Annotated in this window: 20 protein-coding genes; all 20 read right to left on the reverse strand. The window is 61.2% G+C overall.

Going from position 1 to position 20,959, the window contains the following annotated elements; all coding sequences use genetic code 11:
- Window positions 1-54: 54 nt before the first annotated feature.
- The gene (locus AC07RV_RS31395) at window positions 55-564 is read right to left on the reverse strand and encodes a MaoC family dehydratase (RefSeq protein WP_127806047.1); all 510 of its coding nucleotides are present in this window, start codon (window positions 562-564) and stop codon (window positions 55-57) included.
- Window positions 565-708: 144 nt separating this feature from the next.
- Window positions 709-1,275 (reverse strand): TetR/AcrR family transcriptional regulator, encoded by a 567-nt coding sequence (locus tag AC07RV_RS31400; protein ID WP_492714936.1) that lies wholly within the window; start codon window positions 1,273-1,275, stop codon window positions 709-711.
- Between the two features lie 162 nt (window positions 1,276-1,437).
- Window positions 1,438-2,229, reverse strand: coding sequence for a 2-ketocyclohexanecarboxyl-CoA hydrolase (badI, locus tag AC07RV_RS31405; protein WP_127806045.1), 792 nt, complete (start codon window positions 2,227-2,229; stop codon window positions 1,438-1,440).
- Window positions 2,230-2,288: 59 nt separating this feature from the next.
- Complete coding sequence (locus AC07RV_RS31410) at window positions 2,289-3,086, reverse strand: SDR family NAD(P)-dependent oxidoreductase (protein WP_204734794.1); 798 nt, start codon at window positions 3,084-3,086, stop codon at window positions 2,289-2,291.
- Window positions 3,087-3,334: 248 nt separating this feature from the next.
- Window positions 3,335-4,591: an ABC transporter substrate-binding protein gene (locus tag AC07RV_RS31415; RefSeq protein WP_204734793.1), complete on the reverse strand. Its 1,257-nt coding sequence runs from the start codon at window positions 4,589-4,591 to the stop codon at window positions 3,335-3,337.
- Between the two features lie 93 nt (window positions 4,592-4,684).
- A complete protein-coding gene (locus tag AC07RV_RS31420) occupies window positions 4,685-5,941 on the reverse strand; it encodes an ABC transporter substrate-binding protein (protein WP_008905457.1) in 1,257 nt (418 codons plus the stop codon).
- A 126-nt stretch (window positions 5,942-6,067) separates the two neighbouring features.
- The gene (locus AC07RV_RS31425) at window positions 6,068-6,919 is read right to left on the reverse strand and encodes an ABC transporter ATP-binding protein (protein WP_374726524.1); all 852 of its coding nucleotides are present in this window, start codon (window positions 6,917-6,919) and stop codon (window positions 6,068-6,070) included.
- 10 nt (window positions 6,920-6,929) lie between these two features.
- Window positions 6,930-8,003, reverse strand: coding sequence for a branched-chain amino acid ABC transporter permease (locus tag AC07RV_RS31430; RefSeq protein ID WP_492714940.1), 1,074 nt, complete (start codon window positions 8,001-8,003; stop codon window positions 6,930-6,932).
- A 5-nt stretch (window positions 8,004-8,008) separates the two neighbouring features.
- Window positions 8,009-8,896 (reverse strand): branched-chain amino acid ABC transporter permease, encoded by an 888-nt coding sequence (locus tag AC07RV_RS31435; RefSeq protein ID WP_204734791.1) that lies wholly within the window; start codon window positions 8,894-8,896, stop codon window positions 8,009-8,011.
- A 3-nt stretch (window positions 8,897-8,899) separates the two neighbouring features.
- A complete protein-coding gene (locus AC07RV_RS31440) occupies window positions 8,900-10,843 on the reverse strand; it encodes an AMP-dependent synthetase/ligase (RefSeq protein ID WP_204734790.1) in 1,944 nt (647 codons plus the stop codon).
- Window positions 10,830-11,627 (reverse strand): ABC transporter ATP-binding protein, encoded by a 798-nt coding sequence (locus tag AC07RV_RS31445; protein ID WP_008905462.1) that lies wholly within the window; start codon window positions 11,625-11,627, stop codon window positions 10,830-10,832. Before AC07RV_RS31445 ends, AC07RV_RS31440 begins: the two co-directional genes overlap by 14 nt.
- A 190-nt stretch (window positions 11,628-11,817) precedes the next feature.
- On the reverse strand, window positions 11,818-13,035 hold the full coding sequence (locus tag AC07RV_RS31450; protein WP_204734788.1) for a CaiB/BaiF CoA transferase family protein: 1,218 nt from the start codon (window positions 13,033-13,035) through the stop codon (window positions 11,818-11,820).
- Window positions 13,036-13,044: 9 nt separating this feature from the next.
- Entirely contained in the window at window positions 13,045-14,211 is a 1,167-nt protein-coding gene (locus AC07RV_RS31455) for an acyl-CoA dehydrogenase family protein (RefSeq protein WP_204734787.1), read from the reverse strand.
- Window positions 14,212-14,278: 67 nt separating this feature from the next.
- Window positions 14,279-15,082: an enoyl-CoA hydratase/isomerase family protein gene (locus AC07RV_RS31460; protein ID WP_069047288.1), complete on the reverse strand. Its 804-nt coding sequence runs from the start codon at window positions 15,080-15,082 to the stop codon at window positions 14,279-14,281.
- Between the two features lie 57 nt (window positions 15,083-15,139).
- Window positions 15,140-15,997 carry a MaoC/PaaZ C-terminal domain-containing protein gene (locus AC07RV_RS31465; RefSeq protein WP_008905466.1) on the reverse strand — a complete coding sequence of 286 codons (858 nt, stop codon included), beginning with the start codon at window positions 15,995-15,997 and terminating at the stop codon, window positions 15,140-15,142.
- A gap of 11 nt (window positions 15,998-16,008) precedes the next feature.
- Complete coding sequence (locus AC07RV_RS31470; protein WP_008905467.1) at window positions 16,009-16,929, reverse strand: SDR family oxidoreductase; 921 nt, start codon at window positions 16,927-16,929, stop codon at window positions 16,009-16,011.
- A gap of 30 nt (window positions 16,930-16,959) precedes the next feature.
- Window positions 16,960-18,117 carry a thiolase family protein gene (locus AC07RV_RS31475; protein ID WP_204734785.1) on the reverse strand — a complete coding sequence of 386 codons (1,158 nt, stop codon included), beginning with the start codon at window positions 18,115-18,117 and terminating at the stop codon, window positions 16,960-16,962.
- Window positions 18,118-18,178: 61 nt separating this feature from the next.
- A complete protein-coding gene (locus AC07RV_RS31480) occupies window positions 18,179-18,586 on the reverse strand; it encodes a Zn-ribbon domain-containing OB-fold protein (RefSeq protein ID WP_204734784.1) in 408 nt (135 codons plus the stop codon).
- Complete coding sequence (locus tag AC07RV_RS31485) at window positions 18,583-19,752, reverse strand: acyl-CoA dehydrogenase family protein (RefSeq protein ID WP_204734783.1); 1,170 nt, start codon at window positions 19,750-19,752, stop codon at window positions 18,583-18,585. The genes AC07RV_RS31480 and AC07RV_RS31485 overlap by 4 nt, the downstream gene beginning before the upstream one ends.
- Window positions 19,749-20,915 (reverse strand): acyl-CoA dehydrogenase family protein, encoded by a 1,167-nt coding sequence (locus AC07RV_RS31490; RefSeq protein WP_204734782.1) that lies wholly within the window; start codon window positions 20,913-20,915, stop codon window positions 19,749-19,751. The genes AC07RV_RS31485 and AC07RV_RS31490 overlap by 4 nt, the downstream gene beginning before the upstream one ends.
- Window positions 20,916-20,959: the final 44 nt, after the last annotated feature.

Genomic DNA, 20,959 nt, shown 5'->3' on the forward strand with positions numbered 1-20,959 from the left:
GAGTCAAAAAGTTGGCGATCCTGGGGCCGAAGTTGACGAAATAAAAAGGGGAGGTCAGGGTCGGCTGTCGACCGGCAGCGGCGGTGCGGTGCGCGGTGCGCCGTCACGTTTGTAGACCATCACCGTGCGTTTGAAGGTGCAGACAATCACGCCGCTCTGGTTATAGCCTTCGGTGCGCACCGTGACGACGCCGACATTGGTTCGCGACCGCGACTCGCGCCTATCCAGTACCGTGGTGCGGGAGTAAATCGTGTCGCCTTCAAACACTGGATGCGGAAGTCGAACTTCGTCCCACCCCAGGTTGGCCATGACGTTTTGCGAGACATCGCTCACCGTCTGCCCCGTCACGAGGGCCAGCGTGAGGCAGGAATTGATGAGCGGACGGCCGAACTCCGTCTGCGCGGCGTAGTGGGCATCGAAGTGCAGCGGAGCCGTGTTTTGCGTCAGCAACGTGAACCAGATGTTGTCGTTCTGGGTCAGGGTGCGGCCGAGGGCATGCCGATACTCGTCGCCGACCTCGAAGTCTTCATAGAACCGGCCGCGCCACCCTTCCTTGACAGTCATTTTTTGATCCTTCGGTGTGTTGTTCAATTTGCGATTTCCAAGATGCAGTCGGTTGGCGTGCCACTGAGCCACGTAGGCGACATGGGGACCATGGTTGTCCGTCTCTCTGCCCGGCCTATTGAAGTTGCCGGCAATGCATTGCGGCTATGCTTTGTCATGCATGAGGATTCCATCGAACACGATCGCTGTGATTTGCCGTGAGAAGTCCTGAAAAGAGCCGCGTTGGGGGTTGTACCATTCAACGGTCCAGTTCAATGCCCCAATCACGAAAAGCCGAATCATGGCCGTGCTGGTGTCCTGGCGCAACTCGCCGCTGGCGAGCGCTGATTCGAACAGCCGATCCCAATAGTCTGCGTAAGCCCGCCGCACGACCCGGTGGCGATTTTTTGCGCTGATCGGGATTTGGCCGTAGATGCGGATGTTGGCTGACGTAAAGTCGCCATAATGCAGCATTCCCCAGAGATGGCCTTCAATGCCAGCGGCGATTCGGTCTCGCCAGGGTGCACTTTCGGGAAGAGCCGCAACACGGGTGCGCACGGCATCGGCGACGATGGTGATACCTTTGTCCAGTACCTCGCCCAGGATCTGCTCTTTCGATTCGAAGTGATAGTAGATGCTGCCGGCTTTGACGCCGGCAGCATCCGCAACCTCGCGCAAAGTAGTTGCCGCATAGCCATGATGCCTGAACAGCCGCGCAGCTTCGAGCAGCACCCGTTCACGTGTAGCGGGGCCATCTGCGTTATCGTTGCTGAGCTTTGCTTCTGTACTTGGCTTCATAATGACCGATAGTTAGATCCAAAAAAAGCAAATCGTATCAAACTTGGCTTTGGTCGAAGGGGCAGACTCGTGCATTGGCGCGTCGCAAGTAGTTGCTCACTTGCTCCCGTTGGTCCACTGCCTGAAATCAGGCCGGCGTTTTTCCAGGAACGCGCTCACGCCTTCTTTGGACTCTGCCGTGTCGTAGTACAGGCTCAGCGCTTGAAGTCCCAGGCTGCCGATCCCGCGAATGTGCTCGGTGGATGCATTGAACGAACGTTTCGCGATCGCCAGAGCCGTCGGACTTTTTTCGACAATTTCCTTGCACCAGCGGGCGACTTCGGCGTCGAGCTGGTCGTGGGGCACGACGGTGTTGCACAGACCCATGGCCAAGGCCTCCTGTGCACTGTAGCGGCGGCACATGTACCAGATCTCGCGGGCTTTCTTTTCGCCAACCACATGGCTCAGGTAAGCCGTGCCCCAGCCAGGGTCGACCGAGCCTACTTTCGGGCCGACTTGGCCAAACACGGCCTTTTCCGAGGCAATGGTCATGTCGCACAAGGTGGCCAGGACATTGCCGCCGCCAATGGCGTAACCCTGCACGCGGGCGATCACGGGCTTGGGCACGTCACGAATGGCACTGTGAAACTCTTCCACCGGGATACCGATGGTGCCCCGGCCGTCGTACTGGCCGGCATGAGCCGACTGATCGCCGCCGGTGCAGAAAGCACGGTCACCCGTCCCGGTGAGCACAATGGCGGCGATTCGCTTGTCCCAGCCTGCTTTCATGAATGCCTGCAGCAGTTCCTCGACGGTCTGGCCGCGAAACGCATTCATCACTTCGGGGCGGTTGATCGCGATGTAGGCCACCGAGTCGAGTTCTTCGTAGAGGATGTCCTTGAATTCCATGGGTTTTCCTTTTTGTCTGTTGTTTCAATGCCGCATGTCTTTCGACCGTGCCCGGGCGTTTACCCAATCATGCTGTAACCACCAGACACTGAAAGAACCTGCCCGGTGACATGGCCCGCAGCCTTCGCTGAAGACAGGAAGACGACGGCATTGGCAATATCCCGCGGCCGTCCCACCTTGCGCAACGGCAGCGCCTTGGCGACTTTTTCCAGTTGCTCCGGCGTGAACATACTGTCGGCATCAATCCACATGCTGCTTCCGCCCACTTCGTCGGTGGTACTGGGGATAGTGACGCCGGGGCATACCACGTTGCAGCGGATGCCGTAACGCCCGTTTTCCTTGGCGATCGTTTTCATGAAACTGTTGATGGCAGCCTTGACGCCGCCATACACCGCTTCACGTGGCTCACCTTGCCGACTGGCATCAGAGCTGATGGAGACGATTGAGCCGGCGTTGCGAGGAACCATGACTTCAAGCGCGGTCTTGGTGCAGTTGAGAACGCCGAGGTAGTTGATGTTGATGATCTTTTGCCACAGATCGGGGGTCGTCTGCGTGAAGAACATCAACTGGTCCCAGCCGACGTTGTTGACGAGGACATCGACGCCGCCGAACTTGTCCGAGGCTGCCTTGAACATGGCTTGCACCTGGTCAAGTTGGGTGACATCGGTCTTGACAACCTGCGCCGACGCCGCGCCGCTCGCCAGCGCGAGTTCTGCCGTCTTTTGCGCCTGACTTTCGTCGATGTCGCCGATGGTGATGTTGGCGCCTTCCGCGGCGAAGCCGAGCACGATGCCGCGGCCAATGTTCGAGCCGCCACCCGTGACGATGACCGATTTTCCTTTTAGTTCGAGATCCATACTGATTGCTCCTTGCGCTTTAGGCGCCACATTGGTGAGGATGAAATTATAACTATCTAACGATAGTTAGATGGCGGGCGAGATTTCCTGTGTTGGATGGTGCGCCTGGCAGCTACCACTGCAATCCACTGTGGCATAGGCTGCCACCTGTCGATTCAAGAGAGGGATGAAAATCCGAGAAACAAGACGGGATGGTTCACTATCAGTGCGCAACGCGCCTGACCGTGAACCATCCCATGGGAAGGCAATTACTGTTTGTTCTTGGCGAACTCGCCAGATTCTTTCTTCACGATGTCCTGGACCACGTCGTCATACGCCGAGAACCAGTCAGTCTGGGGCACCCACTTGGCGCCGTCCCACATGTCGATGCGGGTTTTGCCGCCGCCGCCATGGTCTTTGGCGGTCACCGTCACGGGGGCGATCAGGCCTTCGGCATCAAAGTTTTTCAAGCTTTCCAGTCCGCGCTTCATTTTGTCAGGGTTGAGGGGCCATCCACTTTGCTTGATGGCTAGGCGAGCGCCTTCGAAAACGCTGGCATAGATGGCCAGACCGGTGTTGTAGTAAACATCGTTGAGATGCTTGCGGTCACCGCTGCCCTTGTTTTTCTCATACAGGTCCTTGATGATCTGCTGCATCAGCGGGTGGCTCTGTCCACCCGTCACGTTGGTGCCGCGCTTGAGACCTTTTGCGTTTTCCAGACCAATGTTGGCGAGGTCAACTTCGTTGAGCCAATTGACGGAAATGTACTTGTCCATCGGGATGCCGTTGCGCTTCATTTCGCGCGAGGCGACGACGTGCATGCCGGCCAGGTTCCAGCTGATCACCCAGTCGGGGTTGTTGCGGCGGATCTGGGACCAAGCGGCGGCCTGGTCATTGCCCGGCATCGGGTTGGGAACCAACTGCAGGTCAAAGTCCTCTTTGGCCGCAAGTGTCTTCAACACGCCGATCGGTTCCTGCCCGAACGGATAGTCGGGGTAGATGAACGAAATCTTCACGCCCTTGAGGTTGTTGTTGGACTTGGTTTTGATGTAGTGGATATTGTTGGCCATTTGACCCCAGTAGGTGGGCCCAATGGGGAAAATCCACTTGAACACATCACCATCGACCGCATCGCCACGACCTACAAAGGATTGCACCATCACATTGCCATCCGCCATGGCGCGCGGCAGAACGGCGCGGGAAACCGGCGTGGACAGGAAATCAAAGGCAACGGCGCCTTCGCGTTTCATCTTTTCGTAGCACTCAATGCCACGCTGCGGCTCGTTGCCATGGTCTTGAACCAGTATCTCGATGGGGTGGCCTTCAATGCCGCCTTTCTGATTCAATATCTTGGCATAGTCATTCGCCGCCTGGGCAATTTGTGGCGTCACAAAGCCGTAGGATTTACTCAGGTCATAACAAAGCGCGAATTTGAGGGGCTGGGCTGGTGCCTGCGCCTGCGCGGACTGCAGACCGGCCAGCGCCAATCCCAGGCCAGCAAGAATGGAAAGCTGTTTGATTTTCATGATGATGTTTCCTGTTTGGTTAGTACGGGGTGAAATGCAGTCTGCAGAAGGCACGCCGTACAGTCGTGCCCGAGGCCTGACCGAGGCGTATCGCTACTGCTTCGACTTGGCGAACTCCGCCGATTCCTTCTTGGCGCTTTCCTGGACTACATCGTCGTATGCGGAGAACCAGCCAGTCTCTGGCACCCACTTCGCGCCATCCCACATGTCGATGCGCGTCTTGCCGCCGCCGCCATGGTCCTTGGCCGTCACAGTTACTGGGGCGATGAGGCCGTTAGCGTCGAAGTTGCGCAGGCTCTCCAGCCCGCGCTTCATCTTGTCGGATGTCAGAGGCCAGCCATACTGCTTGATTGCTAGACGCGCGCCTTCGAAAACAGGAGCGTAGGTGGCCAGCCCAGTGTTGTAGAAGATGTCATTGGTATGCTTGCGGTCGCCGTTGCCCTTTCCCTTGTCATACAGATCCTTCAGGATCTGCTGGATCAGCGGGTGCTCCTGACCGCCCACCACATTAGTGCCGCGCTTGATGCCCTTGGCTGCGTCGGCGCCAATGTTCGCGATGTCCACTTCGTTGAACCAATTGACGGCGATGTACTTGTCCATCGGCATGGCGTTGCGTTTCATTTCGCGCGAGGCAACAACGTGCATGTTGCCCAGATTCCAGCTGATGACCCAATCGGGGTTGAAGCGGCGGATCTGGGACCACGCCCCTGACTGATTGTTACCAGGCAGCGGGTTCGGGAACAATTGGAGGTCGAAGCCTTCCTTTGCCGCGAGTGTCTTCAACACGCCGATGGGCTCCAACCCAAACGCGGTGTCCAGGTAAAAGAATGCGATCTTCACCCCCTTCAGGTTGTTGTTCGACTTGGACTTGATGTACTGGATGTTATTGGCTGCTTGGCTCCAATAGGTGGGCCCGATCGGGAATATCCACTTGAACACATCGCCGTCGACTGCATCGCTGCGGCCAGTAAAGGATGAAATCATCACATTGTTGTCCTGCATTGCGCGCGGCAGCAGCGCGCGCCCGACCGGCGTGGAAAAGAAGTCGAAGGTGATCGCACCCTCGCGTTTCATCTTTTCATAGCACTCGATGCCCCGCTGCGGTTCGTTGCCATGGTCTTGAACCAGAATCTCGACCGGATGGCCTTCGATGCCGCCTTTCTGGTTGAGTATCTGCGCATAGTCGCGCGCGGCCTGGGCAACTTGCGGTACGGCGAAGGCGTAAACCTTGCTCAGGTCGTAACATAGCGCAAATTTAATCGGTTCGGTCTGGGCCTGGGCCAGCGCGGGCTGGACGTTGGACATCGCCATCCCCACGCCAGCAAGAATTGAAAGCAGTTTGATTTTCATGGTGATGGTTGCTGTTTAGCTAGCACGGGGTGAAATGCAGTCTGTAGTAGGCATGCCGGTCGTGCCCAAGACTTAATGCGAGAGCTCGACGCGATGTGGAGGTGTCCATGCTACGAGAAGCTTGTTTCAGGTGAGCCAGCGTTTGCGCCGACTATAGTGTTTGATGTCATGGAAGCTTCGCCCTTCGGTGCCTCCTAGATAGAACTCCTGGATGTCCGGGTTTTTCTTCATGGCTTCTGCGCTGTCATGCATCACCACGCGTCCGTTCTCGATCAGATAGCCATGCGAGACGACCTCTAAAGCTGCAATTGCGTTTTGTTCCACCAGCAGAACGGACAGGCCTTCTTCCTTGTTGATGCGCCGAACAATGTCGAAAATCTCGGCCACCAGAAAAGGCGCGAGACCAAGACTCGGCTCGTCAAGCATCAGCAGCTTGGGTTGCGTCATCAAGGCACGGCCAATGGCCAGCATCTGCTGCTCGCCGCCTGACAGGTAGCCGGACTGCGCGGTGCGCCGCTGATGCAAGCGCGGGAAGTAGCTGTAAACCATATCCTTGTTACGCAGCATGTCTTGGCGGGTGCCACGAACAGCCGAGGCCGCCACCAGGTTTTCGTCAGGCGTCATGTGTTCGAACACACGCCGCCCTTCCAGCACATGCACGATACCGAGCTTGACGCGCTCCTGCGGCGCCAGTGCATCGATGTTCTGACCCAGGAATTGCACCTCACCGCGGGTTACCAGGCCGCGCTCAGGGCGCAGCAGGCCGCTGATCGACTTCAGCGTCGTGCTTTTGCCAGCGCCGTTGGCGCCCAGCAGTGCCACCATGGCGCCTTGCGGCACATCGATCGAAACGCCCTTGATGGCGAGCGATACATGATCGTAGATGACCTCGACATTGTTCAGTGACAATATCAAGGCAGGTTCCGCAGTCTGGTTTTGCATCAGCGTTGGGGTGGAAGTCAAGTTGTCAGTCGCCATGATGTCGTTTTTACTTTCGGGCGTAGCCGAAGGGCCAGACCAGCAGGTAGTTGCGCAGATTGGTGTACATCTTGCCCAGCCCCATAGGCTCAACCAGCAGGAAAATAATGATCAGCGCGCCATAAACCGCATGTGGAATGTGGGCCAGCGTTTCGATCCCGAGCGAGATGCCCAGGAGCTGCGCCAGCCAGCCGATCAGACTGTTCATCAGGCCGGGCATCAACAGAATGAAGGCGGCCCCAAAATAGCTGCCGATGATGCTGCCCAGTCCGCCGACGATCACCATGGCCAGCAACTCGATGGAGACATTGACGGCAAATTGCTCCGGTGTGGCTGCTCGGTAGAAGGTGAAGATCAGGATGGCGCCGCTGATGCCGCCAACGAAGGACGAGGTGGCGAACGCCACCAGCTTGTAATACAGGCTGTGCACGCCAATGACCGCCGCAGCGAAGTCCTTTTCACGCACCGCAATGAGCGCGCGGCCAAGCCCGGTGCGGCGCAAGTTGAGCATGAACACGGTGACGATCAGGCACCAGCCCAGCGCCACGTAATAGAGTCCGGTATCCGAGGTGATGGCCTGGCCGAGCAGGCTGATGTCAGGTGCCTGCAGTGTGGCCTGGGTGCCGCCGCTGATGGCCGGCACGTGGGAGATCACCCAGTCCATCACGAACTGCAGGGCCAGCGTGCTGAGCGCCAGATACAGGCCTTTCACGCGCAGCGCCGCGAAAGCGAAAACGATGCCGATCACAGCGGCCATCACGCCGCCGAGCACCATCGCGATCTCCCAGGGAATGCCGTTGCGTACGCCGTGCACCGCCGTGTAGGCGCCGATGCCCATGATGGCGGCATAGCCGAAGTGGAACTGTCCGGTCCAGCCCAGGATCAGGTTCAAGCCGAGCACGGCCGCAGTCCACACCAGCCACGGTAACAACTGGGTGCTGAGGACGAGCGTGCTCATGGTGAATGGCGCAGTTAACGCAAAGGCCAGCAACAAGCCGATCATCCAGCGATCCGCGGGGAGCGGAAAAAGCGAGCGCGCGTTGGCGTAATTGGTATGGAAAATTCCTGATTGACGAAATAGCATGAGCTTCAGATCCTTTCAATGTCGTGGCGCCCGAACAGGCCATGCGGCCGAATCAGGATGGTCAGAATCAGTATTGTGGCAACCACCAGGTCGCGGCTACCACCGCCAACCAAGGGGTCGAGATAGCCAGATGCAACGCCTTCAATAAGGCCCAGCAGCAAGCCGGCCAGAATGGCGCCGCCGATGCTGTCAAGACCGCCCAATACGGCGACGGTCAAGCCCTTGAGCAAAAGCAGCGCCAGCGCCTGGCTGACCCCTTGAACCGAGCCCCACAACACGCCGGCCGTGGTGGCTAGAACCGAGGACATTGCCCAGGAAAACGCCACCCCGCGTTCAACCGAAATACCGATCGACCACGATGCGATGTAATCGTCGGAGATGGCGCGCAGAACAATGCCCCTGCGCGTGCGAAAGAAGAACATCAAGACCAAAAACAGCGCGATGGCCACCACGGCGCTCACCACATAAGCCCGACTGAGCAGCACCGGCCCCAGAAACAGCGGGTCGTCGCTGATGCCAATGGACAGCGGAAGGCCAGAGCCGCCCCAGATGGCCATTGTTGTCGCGCGTATAAAGATGTCCAGCCCCAGTGTCATCATCAGGATCATGATGATGGGGCGGCCCGCCAGCCGGCGCAACGCCACCCGCTCGATGCCCATTCCGACAAAGAACATCGTTCCCATGGCCAGCGGGATGGCGACCCACATCGACACGCCCAATCCATTGGCGATGGCCAGCACGACATAGGCACCCAGCATGGTCATCGCACCTTGCGCCAGGTTAGGCACCGAGGATGACTTGTAGATGATCACGATGCCCATGGCGACCAGTGAATACATGAGCCCCGACAGCGCGCCATTGATGGCCAATTCGGCAAACAGTGAAAAATCCATAATTTAAATCTCCTGCACCGAGAGTTGGCGCTCGATGGTGCCGACTTCACCGGATTCATACGTGATCTGCGCCTTCATCGTGACCGTCTGCTGGCCGCCGTAGATCGCATCTATGATGGGCGCATAACGCTCCTCGACCACGTTGCGGCGCAGCTTGCGGGTTCGCGTGACCTCTCCGTCGTCGGGGTCGAACTCCTTGTGTAAGGACACGAAGTGATGCAGTTTCAACCCGTCTGGCAGGATGCTGTTGACGCGCTTGACCGCTGCCGTGACCAGTTCGATCACCTCGGGTTTTTGCGACAGGTCGGCATAGGACATGTAGGAAATGCCCCGTACCTCAGCCCAATGGCCCACCGGCTCCATGTCGATGCAGATGATGGCCGCCAGCGTGTCGCGGCCGCTCCCGAGCACGGCCACATCCTTGATGTACGGACTGAATTTGAGGCGGTTCTCAATGTAGTTCGGAATGTAGCGTTCGCCTTTGGAGGTATACACCACCTCCGACAACCGTCCGAGCACCACCATGTGTCCATCAGGCTCGATATAACCTGCATCGCCCGTGTGCAGCCAGCCGTCCTCAAGTGCTTCACGGGTGGCATTTTCAAGTTTGTAGTAACCGGAAAACACGCTCCCGGAGCGAATCAAGACCTCTCCGTTGTCGCCGATCTTGACTTCCACACCGGGCAGCGGTTTGCCGACCGTGTGCAGGCGTACTTCTTCGGTGTCCTGCAAGGCAGTGAAGGCGCTGCTTTCAGTTTGACCATAAAACTGTCGCAATTTCACGCCCAGTGCGCGGTAAAAAACAAAAGTGTCTTCGCCAATGGCCTCGCCGCCGGTGAAAGCACCTCGCAGGCGGGTGAGGCCCAACTGGTCCTTGATCGGTCCGAAGATCAACCACTCTCCCAGTTGCCGCATCAGACGCTCTGTCAGGCTGGGCTGTTTTCCCTCGAGCTTGCGTCGTTCGGACGCCAGCGCCGAGTTCATGAAAACATCGTAGAGCCATTTCTTGAGCGGCGTCGAATCCTCCATGCGAACCTGGATGGTGGTCAGCATGTTGTCCCAGCTGCGCGGTGCCGCCAGATAGAAAGTGGGAGCCACCTCGCGCAGGTCGTGCAGCACCGTTTCCTGGCGTTCGGGGATATTGATGGTGAAGTGCAGCGCAACACCGGCGCCGACCGTGATGGCAAAGTCGCCCACCCAGGCCATGGGCAGATAGGCGAGGATGGTCTCGCCAAATGTGAAGGCGCCCCCGCGATGGGCGTTGCGCACCCCCGCGAGGAAATTGCGGTGGCTCAGTACCACGCCCTTCGGCTTGCCCGTGGTCCCCGACGAGTGCACGAACACCGCCGGTCCGTCGGGCAGCGCCCGTTCGATCAAGGCATTTCGCAGTTTCGGCTCGGCACGCAAGCGATCTGCACCGATGGCCTGCAACTTTTCCCACGAAATCAGTCCGGGATTCGAATAGTTGGTCAAGCCGCGTGGCTCGTCGTAAATGATGTTCTTGATCGTTGCACCCTGATCGCCCAGATCAAGCACCTTGTCGACTTGCTCCTGGTCTTCTGCCAGGACAAAGCGGACATGCGTCTCATGCATGAAGTGACGGATTTCGTCGGGTGTTGCAGTAGAGTAGACGGGCATCGCGTAGCCGCCCAGCACGCCGGCCGCGAGCATGCCCATGTAGAGCCGGGGTCGGTTGTCGCCCAGGACCAGCAAGGCATCCTCTGCGCTAAAACCCAGGCTTTCCATGCCGGCCGCGCAGGCGAGCGTGGTATCCAGCATCTGCGACCAGGTGATCTCCTGCCATATTCCCAGGTGCTTTTCGCGCATGGCCACGCGATTGCCCAGCAACTCGGCGTTGCGAGCCAGAATGTGGATGAGGGTGGTGTCGGTGCCCATATCCCATGTGGTGTTGCTGCCCTTGGCAGCATTGGTTTCAGTGCTTTGCATGCGCACCCCCCAGGTAGGCCTTGATCACACGTTCATCCTTCATCACGTCGGCAGGAATACCGGTTCCGATGGTTTCACCATAGCTGAGCACCATCATGCGGTCGCAGATACCGGTGATCACATCCATGTGGTGCTCGATCAGCAGCACAGTGACATTGCGCTCGGCACGCGCATCGAGGATAAAACGGGCCATGTATTCCTTTTCCTCCTGGTTCATGCCAGCCATCGGTTCGTCAAGAACCAGAAAGCTGGGTTCGGCCACCAACGCGCGTGCCAGTTCGACGCGCTTTTTCAGCCCGATCGGAATGCTGTCCACCAGCTCGTCGCGCACGCTCTGCAGCTGCAGGAAATCGATAATCTCTTCGACCTTGAGCCGGCTCGCCATCTCATCCTTGCGACCCAGCCACCAGTAGAGGGCGGTTTTTGCCACGCCGGGCTTCATGTGGATGTGACGCCCCAGCAGGATGTTGTCAAGCACGCTCATGCCGTTGAAGAGCGCCAGGTTCTGGAACGTGCGCGCGACGCCCAGAGCTGCGACCTTGTGCGGCGCCATGCCGGTGATGTCGCGGCCATTGAGCCATATGCTGCCGACCTGGGGTGGAAAGAAGCCGGTGATGGCGTTAGTCATGGTCGTCTTGCCGCTGCCGTTGGGGCCAACCAAGCCGAAGATCTCCCCACGCTCAATGCGCAAATTGGCATCCTTCAACGCGACGAGGCCGCCGAATCGCCGCTCCAGCCCTCGGCATTCGAGGGCGGGCACTGCCGCCGCGTTGCTGGCTTTCATCGGAGTTGGCCGCTGCTCTTTGGTACTGATGGTGTTTATCACTGAGGGTGCCTATGACATAGCACGGTCGACCACCTGCCTGTGCGCAGTTTGCCGAGCCGATTTTCTTTTCTGCACAAAGGTTTTTCATTATGGTACCTAACATTAGTTAGGCACATAGGGGGTTCCCCTAGTCTCTGGCAGGCAGAGTTCATTTCGCAACGTGTTCTACGATGCTTCCCCGTGCGATCAGGGCATCAATGGTGGCGGCGCCGTAGCCGTGCTCCGTGAGCAGTTCGCGTGTGTGTTGGCCGAAGCGCGGCGGCGCGCTGTGGGCGCGCCCCGGTGTGCGTGACAGCTTGACCGGGATGCCGATGCCAGGCACACCCTCGACCTGCACCACCATGTCCCGATGCAGGGTGTGGAGGTCGGTCAATACCTGCGGAATGGCCCTGACTGCGCCGGCCGGAATACCGGCGGCCAGCAGGTCACGGCACAGCTGTTCGCCATCCACCTCTTGCAACTGCGCCTCTAGCAAGGCGCGCAGTTCGTCGCGATGGCGAAAACGCTCGGCGTTGGTGGCAAAGCGCGGCTCGCTGGCCATGTCGGGATGGCCGAGGAACTCGCACAGTTTTTCCCACTGCCCGTTGTTGCCGATGCCCAGGAAGACCTCGCAGGTCCGGGTCGGCAACTTGTCGTAGGGCACGATGTTGGAGTGCGCATTGCCGCTGAGCCTGGGTGTCTGGCCCGACTGCAACCAGTTTGCACTTTGCGGATGCAGCAGCGACACGGCGGTGTCGTACAGCGTGGCCTCGACGAACTGCCCTCGCCCGGAGCGCTGCCGCTCGATCACCGCCAGTAGCACGCCTATCACGGCCGACAGGCCGGTGGTGATGTCGACCACCGGGACACCGACCCGCAGCGGGCCGGTGTCCGGCGTGCCGTTGACGCTCATCAGGCCGCCCAGTGCCTGTGCCACCGCGTCGTAGCCAGGCGCGCCGCCGAGCGGCCCATCGGCGCCGAAGCCGCTGACCCGGCAGTGGATCAGGCGCGGGAAGCGCTCGCGCAGCGTCTGTTCATAGCCGATCCCCCAGCGCTCCAGCGTGCCGATCTTGAAGTTCTCGATCAGCACGTCGGCGTCCGCCAGCAGCTTGAGAACGATCTCGCGCCCTTCGGGCTTGGACAGGTCGATCACGATGTCGCGCTTGTTGCGGTTCAGGCCGTTGTAGTAGGCCGCCGTGCCGTCGTCGGCAAAGGGTGGGCCCCAGGCGCGGGTCTCATCGCCAGCGGGCGGCTCGACCTTGATGACCTGCGCGCCGTGGTCGGCCAAAATCTGTCCGCAGTACGGGCCACCGAGCACGCGTGAGAGGTCAATCACCTTCAGGCCGGCCAGGGCACCAAAGGCTGGCAGGGGAGCGTTGTTACCCATGGTTGCCTGTCAATAGGAGCGCGGCAGGCCCATCACATGCTCCGCGATGTAGTTCAACACCAACTCGCGGTTCAACGGAGCCGTGCGCAGCAGCCGCACCAGACCGTACAAGTCGTAAATGCCGTATTCCTTGGTGAAACCGTTGCCGCCATGGGTCTGGATGGCCGCGTCAACGGCATGGATGCCGGCTTCGGCACCCGCGTACTTGGCGATGTTGGCAAACTCCCCGGCAGGCAGACCCTGGTCGAAGGCCCAGGCGGCCTTGAGCGCCATCAGCGAGGCCATCTCGATCTCGCTGCGGGCTATCGCGAGCGGGTGCTGAACGCCCTGGTAGGCGCCGATGGGGGTGTTGTTGAACACCTTACGGTCGTTGGCGTAGGCCACCGCCTTCTTCAAGGCGAAGCGCCCGACACCGGTACACAGGCCCGACAGGATGATGCGCTCGGGGTTGAGCGTGTCGAACAGGATGTTGAAGCCTTTGCCGACTTCGCCCAGCACATCGGCCTCGGTGAGCTCCACGTTGTCGAAGAACAGTTGCCATTGTGTTTCGGGCACCGGGAAGGCAACTTCAATCAGCGTCTTGCTGATGCCTTTTTTCGTCATGTCGACCATGAAGATGGTGAAGCCGTCGGTCTTCTTTTTCACGTCAGCGCGCGCTGTGGTGCGGGTCACGACCATGGCGTAGTCGGCGCAGTTGGCGTCGGTGATGAAGACCTTCTGGCCGTTGAGCTTGAAGCCGCCCTTGCCGTCGGACTTGGCGATGCTGGTGATCTCGATCGAGTTCGAGCCGGCGTTCGGTTCGGTGATGGCGAAGCAGAACTTGATGTCGCCGGTGCAGCCGCCCGGCAGAAAGCGGCGCTTCATGTCCTCGCTGGCGTGCTTGGCCAGCAGACCCATGGTCATGGTCGGTCCGACCACCAGGTTCAGCAGCGGAATGCCGTTGTTGGCCAGTCCCTCCATGAACAGCAGCATCTCGGTCATGCCCTGGCCGGCACCGCCATAGGCTTCGGGCACCATGATGCCGAGAAAACCGTCGTTGGTGATCTGCTCGTACAACTCGGTGGGGCGTTCGTTCTTGTTGGCGTAGCCGCGCCAGTAATTGTGGTCGAACTGCTTCGAGATACGGTCGCCGTACTCGTAGATCATCCGTTGTTCTTGGGTCAGCGCGAAATCCATGGGGTGTTCTCCTGTGTACTTGGGAAATTCAGGCTCCTTCCCCGAGAGGGAGAAGGAGCGAACTCAATCAGTTCTGGGCCGAGGGGAACTCGGGCGCGCGCTTCTCGCGCACTGAGGCCACGCCCTCCTTGGCGTCTTCGCCCAGGAAGCACAGCATTTCCATCGCCAGCGAGCTCTCGAAGATCGGGCGCGCCACGTTCATCCAGCCGTTGAGCGAGCGCTTGGTGAAGCGGATCGCCTGCTGGCTGCCATTGGCCAGTTTGTTGGCCACGGCCATGGCCTTGTCCATCAGCTCGGCGCGCGGCACGCACAGGCTGACCAGACCGATGCGCTCGGCTTCCTTGCCGTTCACGAACTCGGCCGTCATCAGGTAGTACTTGGCCTTGGCCATGCCGCACAGCAGCGGCCACAGAATGGCTGCGTGGTCGCCGGCGGCGACGCCGATCTTGACATGGCCGTCGGTAATCTTGGCCTCCTCGGCCATGATGCTGATGTCGGCCAGGAAGGCGACTGCCAGACCGGCACCGACGGCCACGCCGTTGATGGCCGAGATGATGGGCTTGTCGCAGGCCATCATGTTGTAGACCACGTCCGAAGCCTCGGTCATGGTGTTGGCGATTTCCTTCGGGTTGCCGACCATGCCGGCCACCCATTCCAGGTCGCCGCCGGCCGAGAAGGCCTGGTCGCCCGCGCCGGTGATGACCGCCACCTTGGTCTTGGCATCGTCAGTGACCACGCCCCAGATCTTGGTCAGCTCCCAGTGCAGCCGGCCATTGGTGGCATTCATGACCTCGGGGCGGTTGATGGTGATGACCAGCACGCCGTTGGGCTTGTGGTCGAACTTGAGGAATTGAAAGTCAGCGTAGTTCATGTTGAGGCTCCTTGAAAAAAATTGAAAACGAAAACGAAAATGAAAGGCAAAGGACGGTCAGCGCAGCTCGGCGCGTCCGTTGTTCAGCACGACGATGTCGCGTTCGACGGCGCGGGCGCGAAAGGAAACGACCTTGCCATCCACCCAGAGCTCGGTGCGTATCGTTTCGCCGGGGTAAACGGGTGACGAAAAACGCACATCCAGCGACTGCAGGGCGCTCGGGTCGCCGCCGCAGACGCGCTGGGTGAGTGCCCAGCCGGCGATGCCGTAGGTGGCCAGGCCGTGCAGGATGGGCTGCTTGAAACCAGCGGCGCTTGCCACCGCGGGTTCGGCGTGCAGCGGGTTGTAGTCGCCCGAGAGGCGGTAGATCAGCGCGGCACGCGGCTGGGTGGCGAAATCGTCGCTGTGATCAGGCGCGCGCGTGGGCAGCTCATGCACGGTTTTGACCGGCCCGGCCGGGCCGCCAAAACCACCGTCGGCGCGGCAGAAGGTGGTCGAGGTCAGCGTGGCCAGCAGTTCGCCGCTGGTGGCGTCCGTCACCGTGCGCTCGGTGTAGATCAGAGCCCCCTTGTCCGGCCCCTTGTCGATGATCTGGCTCACCCGCGTGCGCCCGATCACTTCACCCTCGGGCGGCACCGGCCGGTGCAGGCGCAAGCCCTGTTCGCCATGCACCAGCCGCACCCAGTCAACGCCGGTGGCCGGGTCCTTGAGCCACATGCCGGGATAGCCCAGCACCACCGGCAGAGTGGGCAGCGCCAGCAGGTTCTTTTCATAGACAAAGCGCAGCTCGGTCTCGTTGGTCGGGTCGGTGCCCAGGCCCACGCCCAATGCGTAGAGCATGGTGTCGCGCTGGGTGTAGCGATGGCGAACGTCCTCGAACGGCCATGCCATCAGTTTCTCGTAGTTGATCGCCATGGCAGATGACGTCAGACGGGATCCCAGGAGAACACGATGTTCGAGCTCTCCAGCGGATAGAAGTTCTGCTTCATGGCGGGCAACACGCGCTCGGCGATGGTCTCGGGTGTCCAGCCCTCGGCGGTGTGCATGCCGCGGATCGGGCGCGACTGGCTCATGAGGAAAATCTCGTTGCCGCGCACGGCGAAGATCTGGGCCGTGACGTCGGCTGCGGCATCGCTGGCCAGGAAGGTGGCCATGGGCGCAATTTGCTCGGTACCGAGTTTTTTTAGTTTTTCCACGCGTGCCTGCTGCTCGGGTGTGTCGGTGGGGATGGCGCCGATCATGCGGCTCCAGGCGAACGGCGAGATGCAGTTGGAACGCACGTTGTAGCGTTGCATGTCGCCGGCGATGTGGCGCGACATGGCCACGATGCCCAGCTTGGCAGCGGCGTAGTTGGCCTGGCCCAGGTTGCCGATCAGGCCGGACGTGGAAGTCATGTGCACATAGGCACCCGACTTCTGCGTCTTGAAGTGCGGGGCGGCGGCTCGCGAAGTGAAGAAGCTGCCGTTGAGGTGCACGTCGATGACGGCGCTCCACTCCTCGGGCGACATGTTGAAGAACAGGCGGTCGCGCAGGATACCGGCGTTGTTGACGACGATGTCGATGCGCCCGAAGGTGTCGGCCGCGCATTCGATGATGCGGTTGGCCGTGGGCCAGGTCGAGACGCTGTCGGTGCTGAGAACGGCCTGGCCGCCAGCGGCCTTGATCTCGTTGACCACCTGCTGGCCGTGGCTGGCGTCATTGCCTTCGCCGCCGACCGAGGCGCCGATGTCGTTGACCACCACCTTGGCGCCTTGCGCCGCCATCATCAGTGCGATGTCGCGGCCGATGCCCCGGCCCGCGCCGGTGACTACGGCGACTTTGTCTTGCAGCATGTTGCCCTTGCTCATGAAATGACTCCTGGTTGTTGATTTGAAAAATCAGACAGTGGCGGCCGTGCCCAGCAGGGCCGTCACCTGGCTGGAAAGAACGCCGCCGTTGCCGTGGCACAGGGCGATCTCCGCATTCGGCACCTGGCGGTCGCCGGCCTCGGCGCGCAGTTGCTGCATGGCCTCGATCAGCAGGAACATGCCGTACATGCCCGGGTGGCAGCACGACAGGCCGCCGCCATTGGTGTTGACCGGCAACGCGCCCCCCGGTGCGATGCGCCCGTTGCGCACGAAAGCGCCGCCTTCGCCCTTGGCGCAAAAGCCCAGGTCTTCGAGGAACAGCAGCGTGTTGATGGTGAAGGCGTCGTACAACTCCAGCACGTCCACGTCCTTCGGGGCCAGCCCGGCCATAGCGAAGGCGCGCGGCCCGGACTCGGCGGCGGCGGTGACCGTCAGGTCGGGCATGCAGCCGATCTGGCGGTGCCAGGTGGCCGCAGCCGCGCCCAGCACATAGACCGGTGGCTTGGGAAAGTCTTTCGCCCGCTCGCTGCGCACCAGCACCAGGGCGCCGCCGCCGTCGGTGACCAGGCAGCAATCGAGCACCGACAGCGGATCGCTCACCAGACGCGAAGCCAGCACCTGCTCGATGCTGAGCGGATCGCGTGCATGGGCCAGCGGATTGAGTTGCGCCCACTGGCGCGCCGCCACCGCGATGTGCGCCAGGTCTTCGCGCGTGGTGCCGTACTGGTGCATGTGGCGCGCGGCCGCCAGCGCGTAGCTGGAGATCGGGTAGCGCGGCTCGTAGGGCGCCTCGTACAAGGGCGTTTCGGCCATCGACTTGAGTTTGCCAAAGCCCGAGCCCTGGTTGCTGCCGTAGCAAATGAGCGCCACTTCGCACTGGCCGGTGTGCAGCGCCATGGCGGCGGTAAGCAGGTGGCCCACATAAGACGAGCCGCCAACCATCGTGGCTTCGCAGAACTTGGGATGGATGCCCAGATATTCGGCCACCGATAGACCGGCGAGGAAGTGGTAGGACGAGCCGGTGAACAGGCCATCGACATCGGACAGCTTCAAGCCGGCATCGGCCAGCGCGCCGTGCACCGCTTCGCCCAGAATTTCGAGCGCGCTGCGACCGGGGGCCATGGGCACGCCGCCCAGGCTGGCACCCACGATGGCGGCCGCGCCGCGCAGGGGAGAGATGGTGCTCATGGAGGACCTTCGCGCTGCGCACTGCGGTGCGAGCTTGCTTGGGAACGGCCCGACGCGGCGCTCATGGTGTGGCGCCCTCGGGGATGAAGACCAGCAACTTGCCCTTGGCAGGATCGTCGATCACGCGCGCCTGCACCCGCATGCCGATGCGCACCTGGTCGGGTGCAATGCCATCGATGCGCGACATCAGCCGCGGCCCTTCGGCTAGGTCCACCAGCGCCACGTTGTAGTCGCCACCGGCTTGCGGTTTGCGGCGCACCGTGGTGCTGGAATAGACGCAGCCGACCCCGCTGGGTTCAATCCAGTCGAGCTGGGCCGAGCCGCAATGGGTGCACAGCGCGCGCGGATAAAACACATGCTGGCCGCAGGCCGTGCAGTGCTGGATCTGAAAGCGGCCTTGCGCCAGCTCCTGCACGAACTGAGCGTCCGGGCCGGGGCCGTCAAATGCCGGATAGCCCGATGCGCTCATGACGGTAGCTTCAGCACGCTGGCAGCCAGGATGTTGCGTTGCACCTCGTTGCTGCCGCCGTAGATGGTGGCTGGGCGCGCGTTGTAGAAGCTGGTCAACGCATCGGTTTTGCCACCGGGCAGGGCTGTGGAGCCGGGCGTGCCGCCACTCGATCCCATGACATCGACCAGCAGGTCGGCCAGCCGCGAATAGGTTTCGGTGGCGAACAGCTTGAGCATGGAGACATCGGGCCCCAGGGTTTCGCCGCGCTTGACTTGATCGATGAAACGGCCATAGAGCGCGCCCAGGTCGGACACGTCCAGCGCCAGCTTCGTGTAGCGGTCCACGAAGCCGGTGTCTTCGAACAGGCCGAGGCGCTGCGCGGCTTCCTGCACGCGCGCCAGCGCGTACTGGCTTTGTTTGGGGCTGCCCAGGAAGATGCGCTCGAATCCGAGCAGCGCCTTGGCGATGGTCCAGCCCTTGTTAAGCTCGCCGACAATGCTGGTGCGCGGCACGCGCACGTTTTCCAGGAAGACCTCGCAGAAGTCTTCGCTGCCCGCGATGTTGCGGATGGGGCGCACCGTGATGCCCGGCGTGTTCATGTCGACCAGCAAAAAGCTGATGCCTTCCTGCTTCTTGGCCGATTTGTCGGTGCGCACCAGCAGGAAAATGTGGGTGGCGTCCTGTGCCAGCGTGGTCCAGGTCTTTTGCCCGTTGACGATAAAATCGCTGCCATCGACCACCGCCTCGGTGCGCAGACTGGCCAGGTCGGAGCCCGAATTGGGTTCCGAGTAACCCTGGCACCAGATGTGCTCACCGGAAATGATCTTGGGCAGGTAGTAGGCGCGCTGGGCGTCGTTGCCATGGTTGATCAGCAGCGGGCCGACCATGGTGATGCCCATGTCGGGCGCGCGCGCCACGCCCCAGCGCTCCTGCTCTTCAATGAAGATGATGAGTTTCTCGGGTGAGAGTCCCATGCCGCCGTACTGCGTGGGCCAACTCGGCGCGACCCAGCCTTTTTCTGAAAGCCTCAGGTACCAAGGGCCGATTTCGGACCAGCGCAGGCGCCGTTGCGGGTAGCGCCATTCGCTGGGGAAATGTTCTTCAAAGAATTCGCGCAGTGTGGCGCGAAAGCTGGCGTTGTCGAACGCATTCCAGTCAGTGGAAGTGGAGGCGGTGGTGTTCATGCGTGCTCCTGCGCGGTGGCGTTTTGGGTGAGGTTGGCGTAGCGGCGGCGCTGCTGGTTGCCATTGCCCAGCCAGGCGGCCAACACCAGAGCACGCTGCAGATACAGTCCCAGGTCGTATTCGTCGGTGACGCCGATGGCGCCGTGCAGTTGCACTGCCTCCCGCGCCACCTGCAGCCCCGCATCCGACGCGCGCGACTTGACGCGGCTTGCCAGGGCAGAGCGCGCGCTGGCGTCGGCGGCCGGGTCATCTAGCAGGGCCAGAGCCTGCGTCACCACGCTGGCAGTCAGTTCCTGCTGAATCAACAGGTCCACAGTGCGGTGCTGCAGTGACTGGAAGCTGCCTATCGGCTTGCCGAACTGGATCCGCGTTCGCAGGTAGTCTTGTGTCATGGTCAGCATGCTGCGCACAAGGGCCAGCAGTTCAACGCTGGCCAGTACCAGGGTTTCGTCGTAGGCGCGGGTCAGCGCGGCCGCGGCGGCGGCCCCTTCGGCCAGCAGGTGGCTGGCGGGCAGGCGAACGCTGTTCAAGTTGAGCTGTGCTGCATAGCTGCCGTCGGCCAGCGGCTGGCTCGACAGGGTAAGGCCGGATGCATCTGCCGGCACCCACACCAGGACCAGACCTTGTGGGTTGGTGGCGCTGACGATGTAGCCGTCGGCCCCGGCACCGGGGCGTACATGGCGCTTGTAGCCATGTATCAGCAGGGAGTCGCCCTGGCGCTCCAGCCGGGTCGCGGCCAGACCGGGCTGGTCTTTCGCGCCGGTTACATCTTCCTGCCAGGCCACGGCGGGTAGCGTGCGACCCTCGGCGAGTTCGGTCAAGAGACGCATCGATAGCTCGGTGGCACCCACATGGGACAGCAGCCGGCCGGCAAACACCAGCACCGGCACCACCGGTTCGGGCGCGACCTGAGAAGCCAGGGCGGCCGCCACCTCGGCCATCTCAGCGAAACCCTGGGCGTAGCCGCCCAATTGTTCGGGCACCAGCAGCCCGGTCCAGCCCTGCTCGGCCAGGGCGCTCCAGAAGCGGCGGTCGTAGCCCGGCAACTGTTGGCGCAGGGCGCGGGCACGGTTGAGTGGTGATTCTTTGGTGACGAAACTTAGCGCGCTTTCGCGCAGCATGGTCAGTTGTTCAGCGCGTTCGCTGTCGTGGGTGGTAGTCATGATGGGGTGGGTGCTGGCCTGGGTAAAAATTGGGTATTGCTGGC

It is taken from the genome of Variovorax sp. GW821-FHT09B01 (assembly GCF_059418345.1).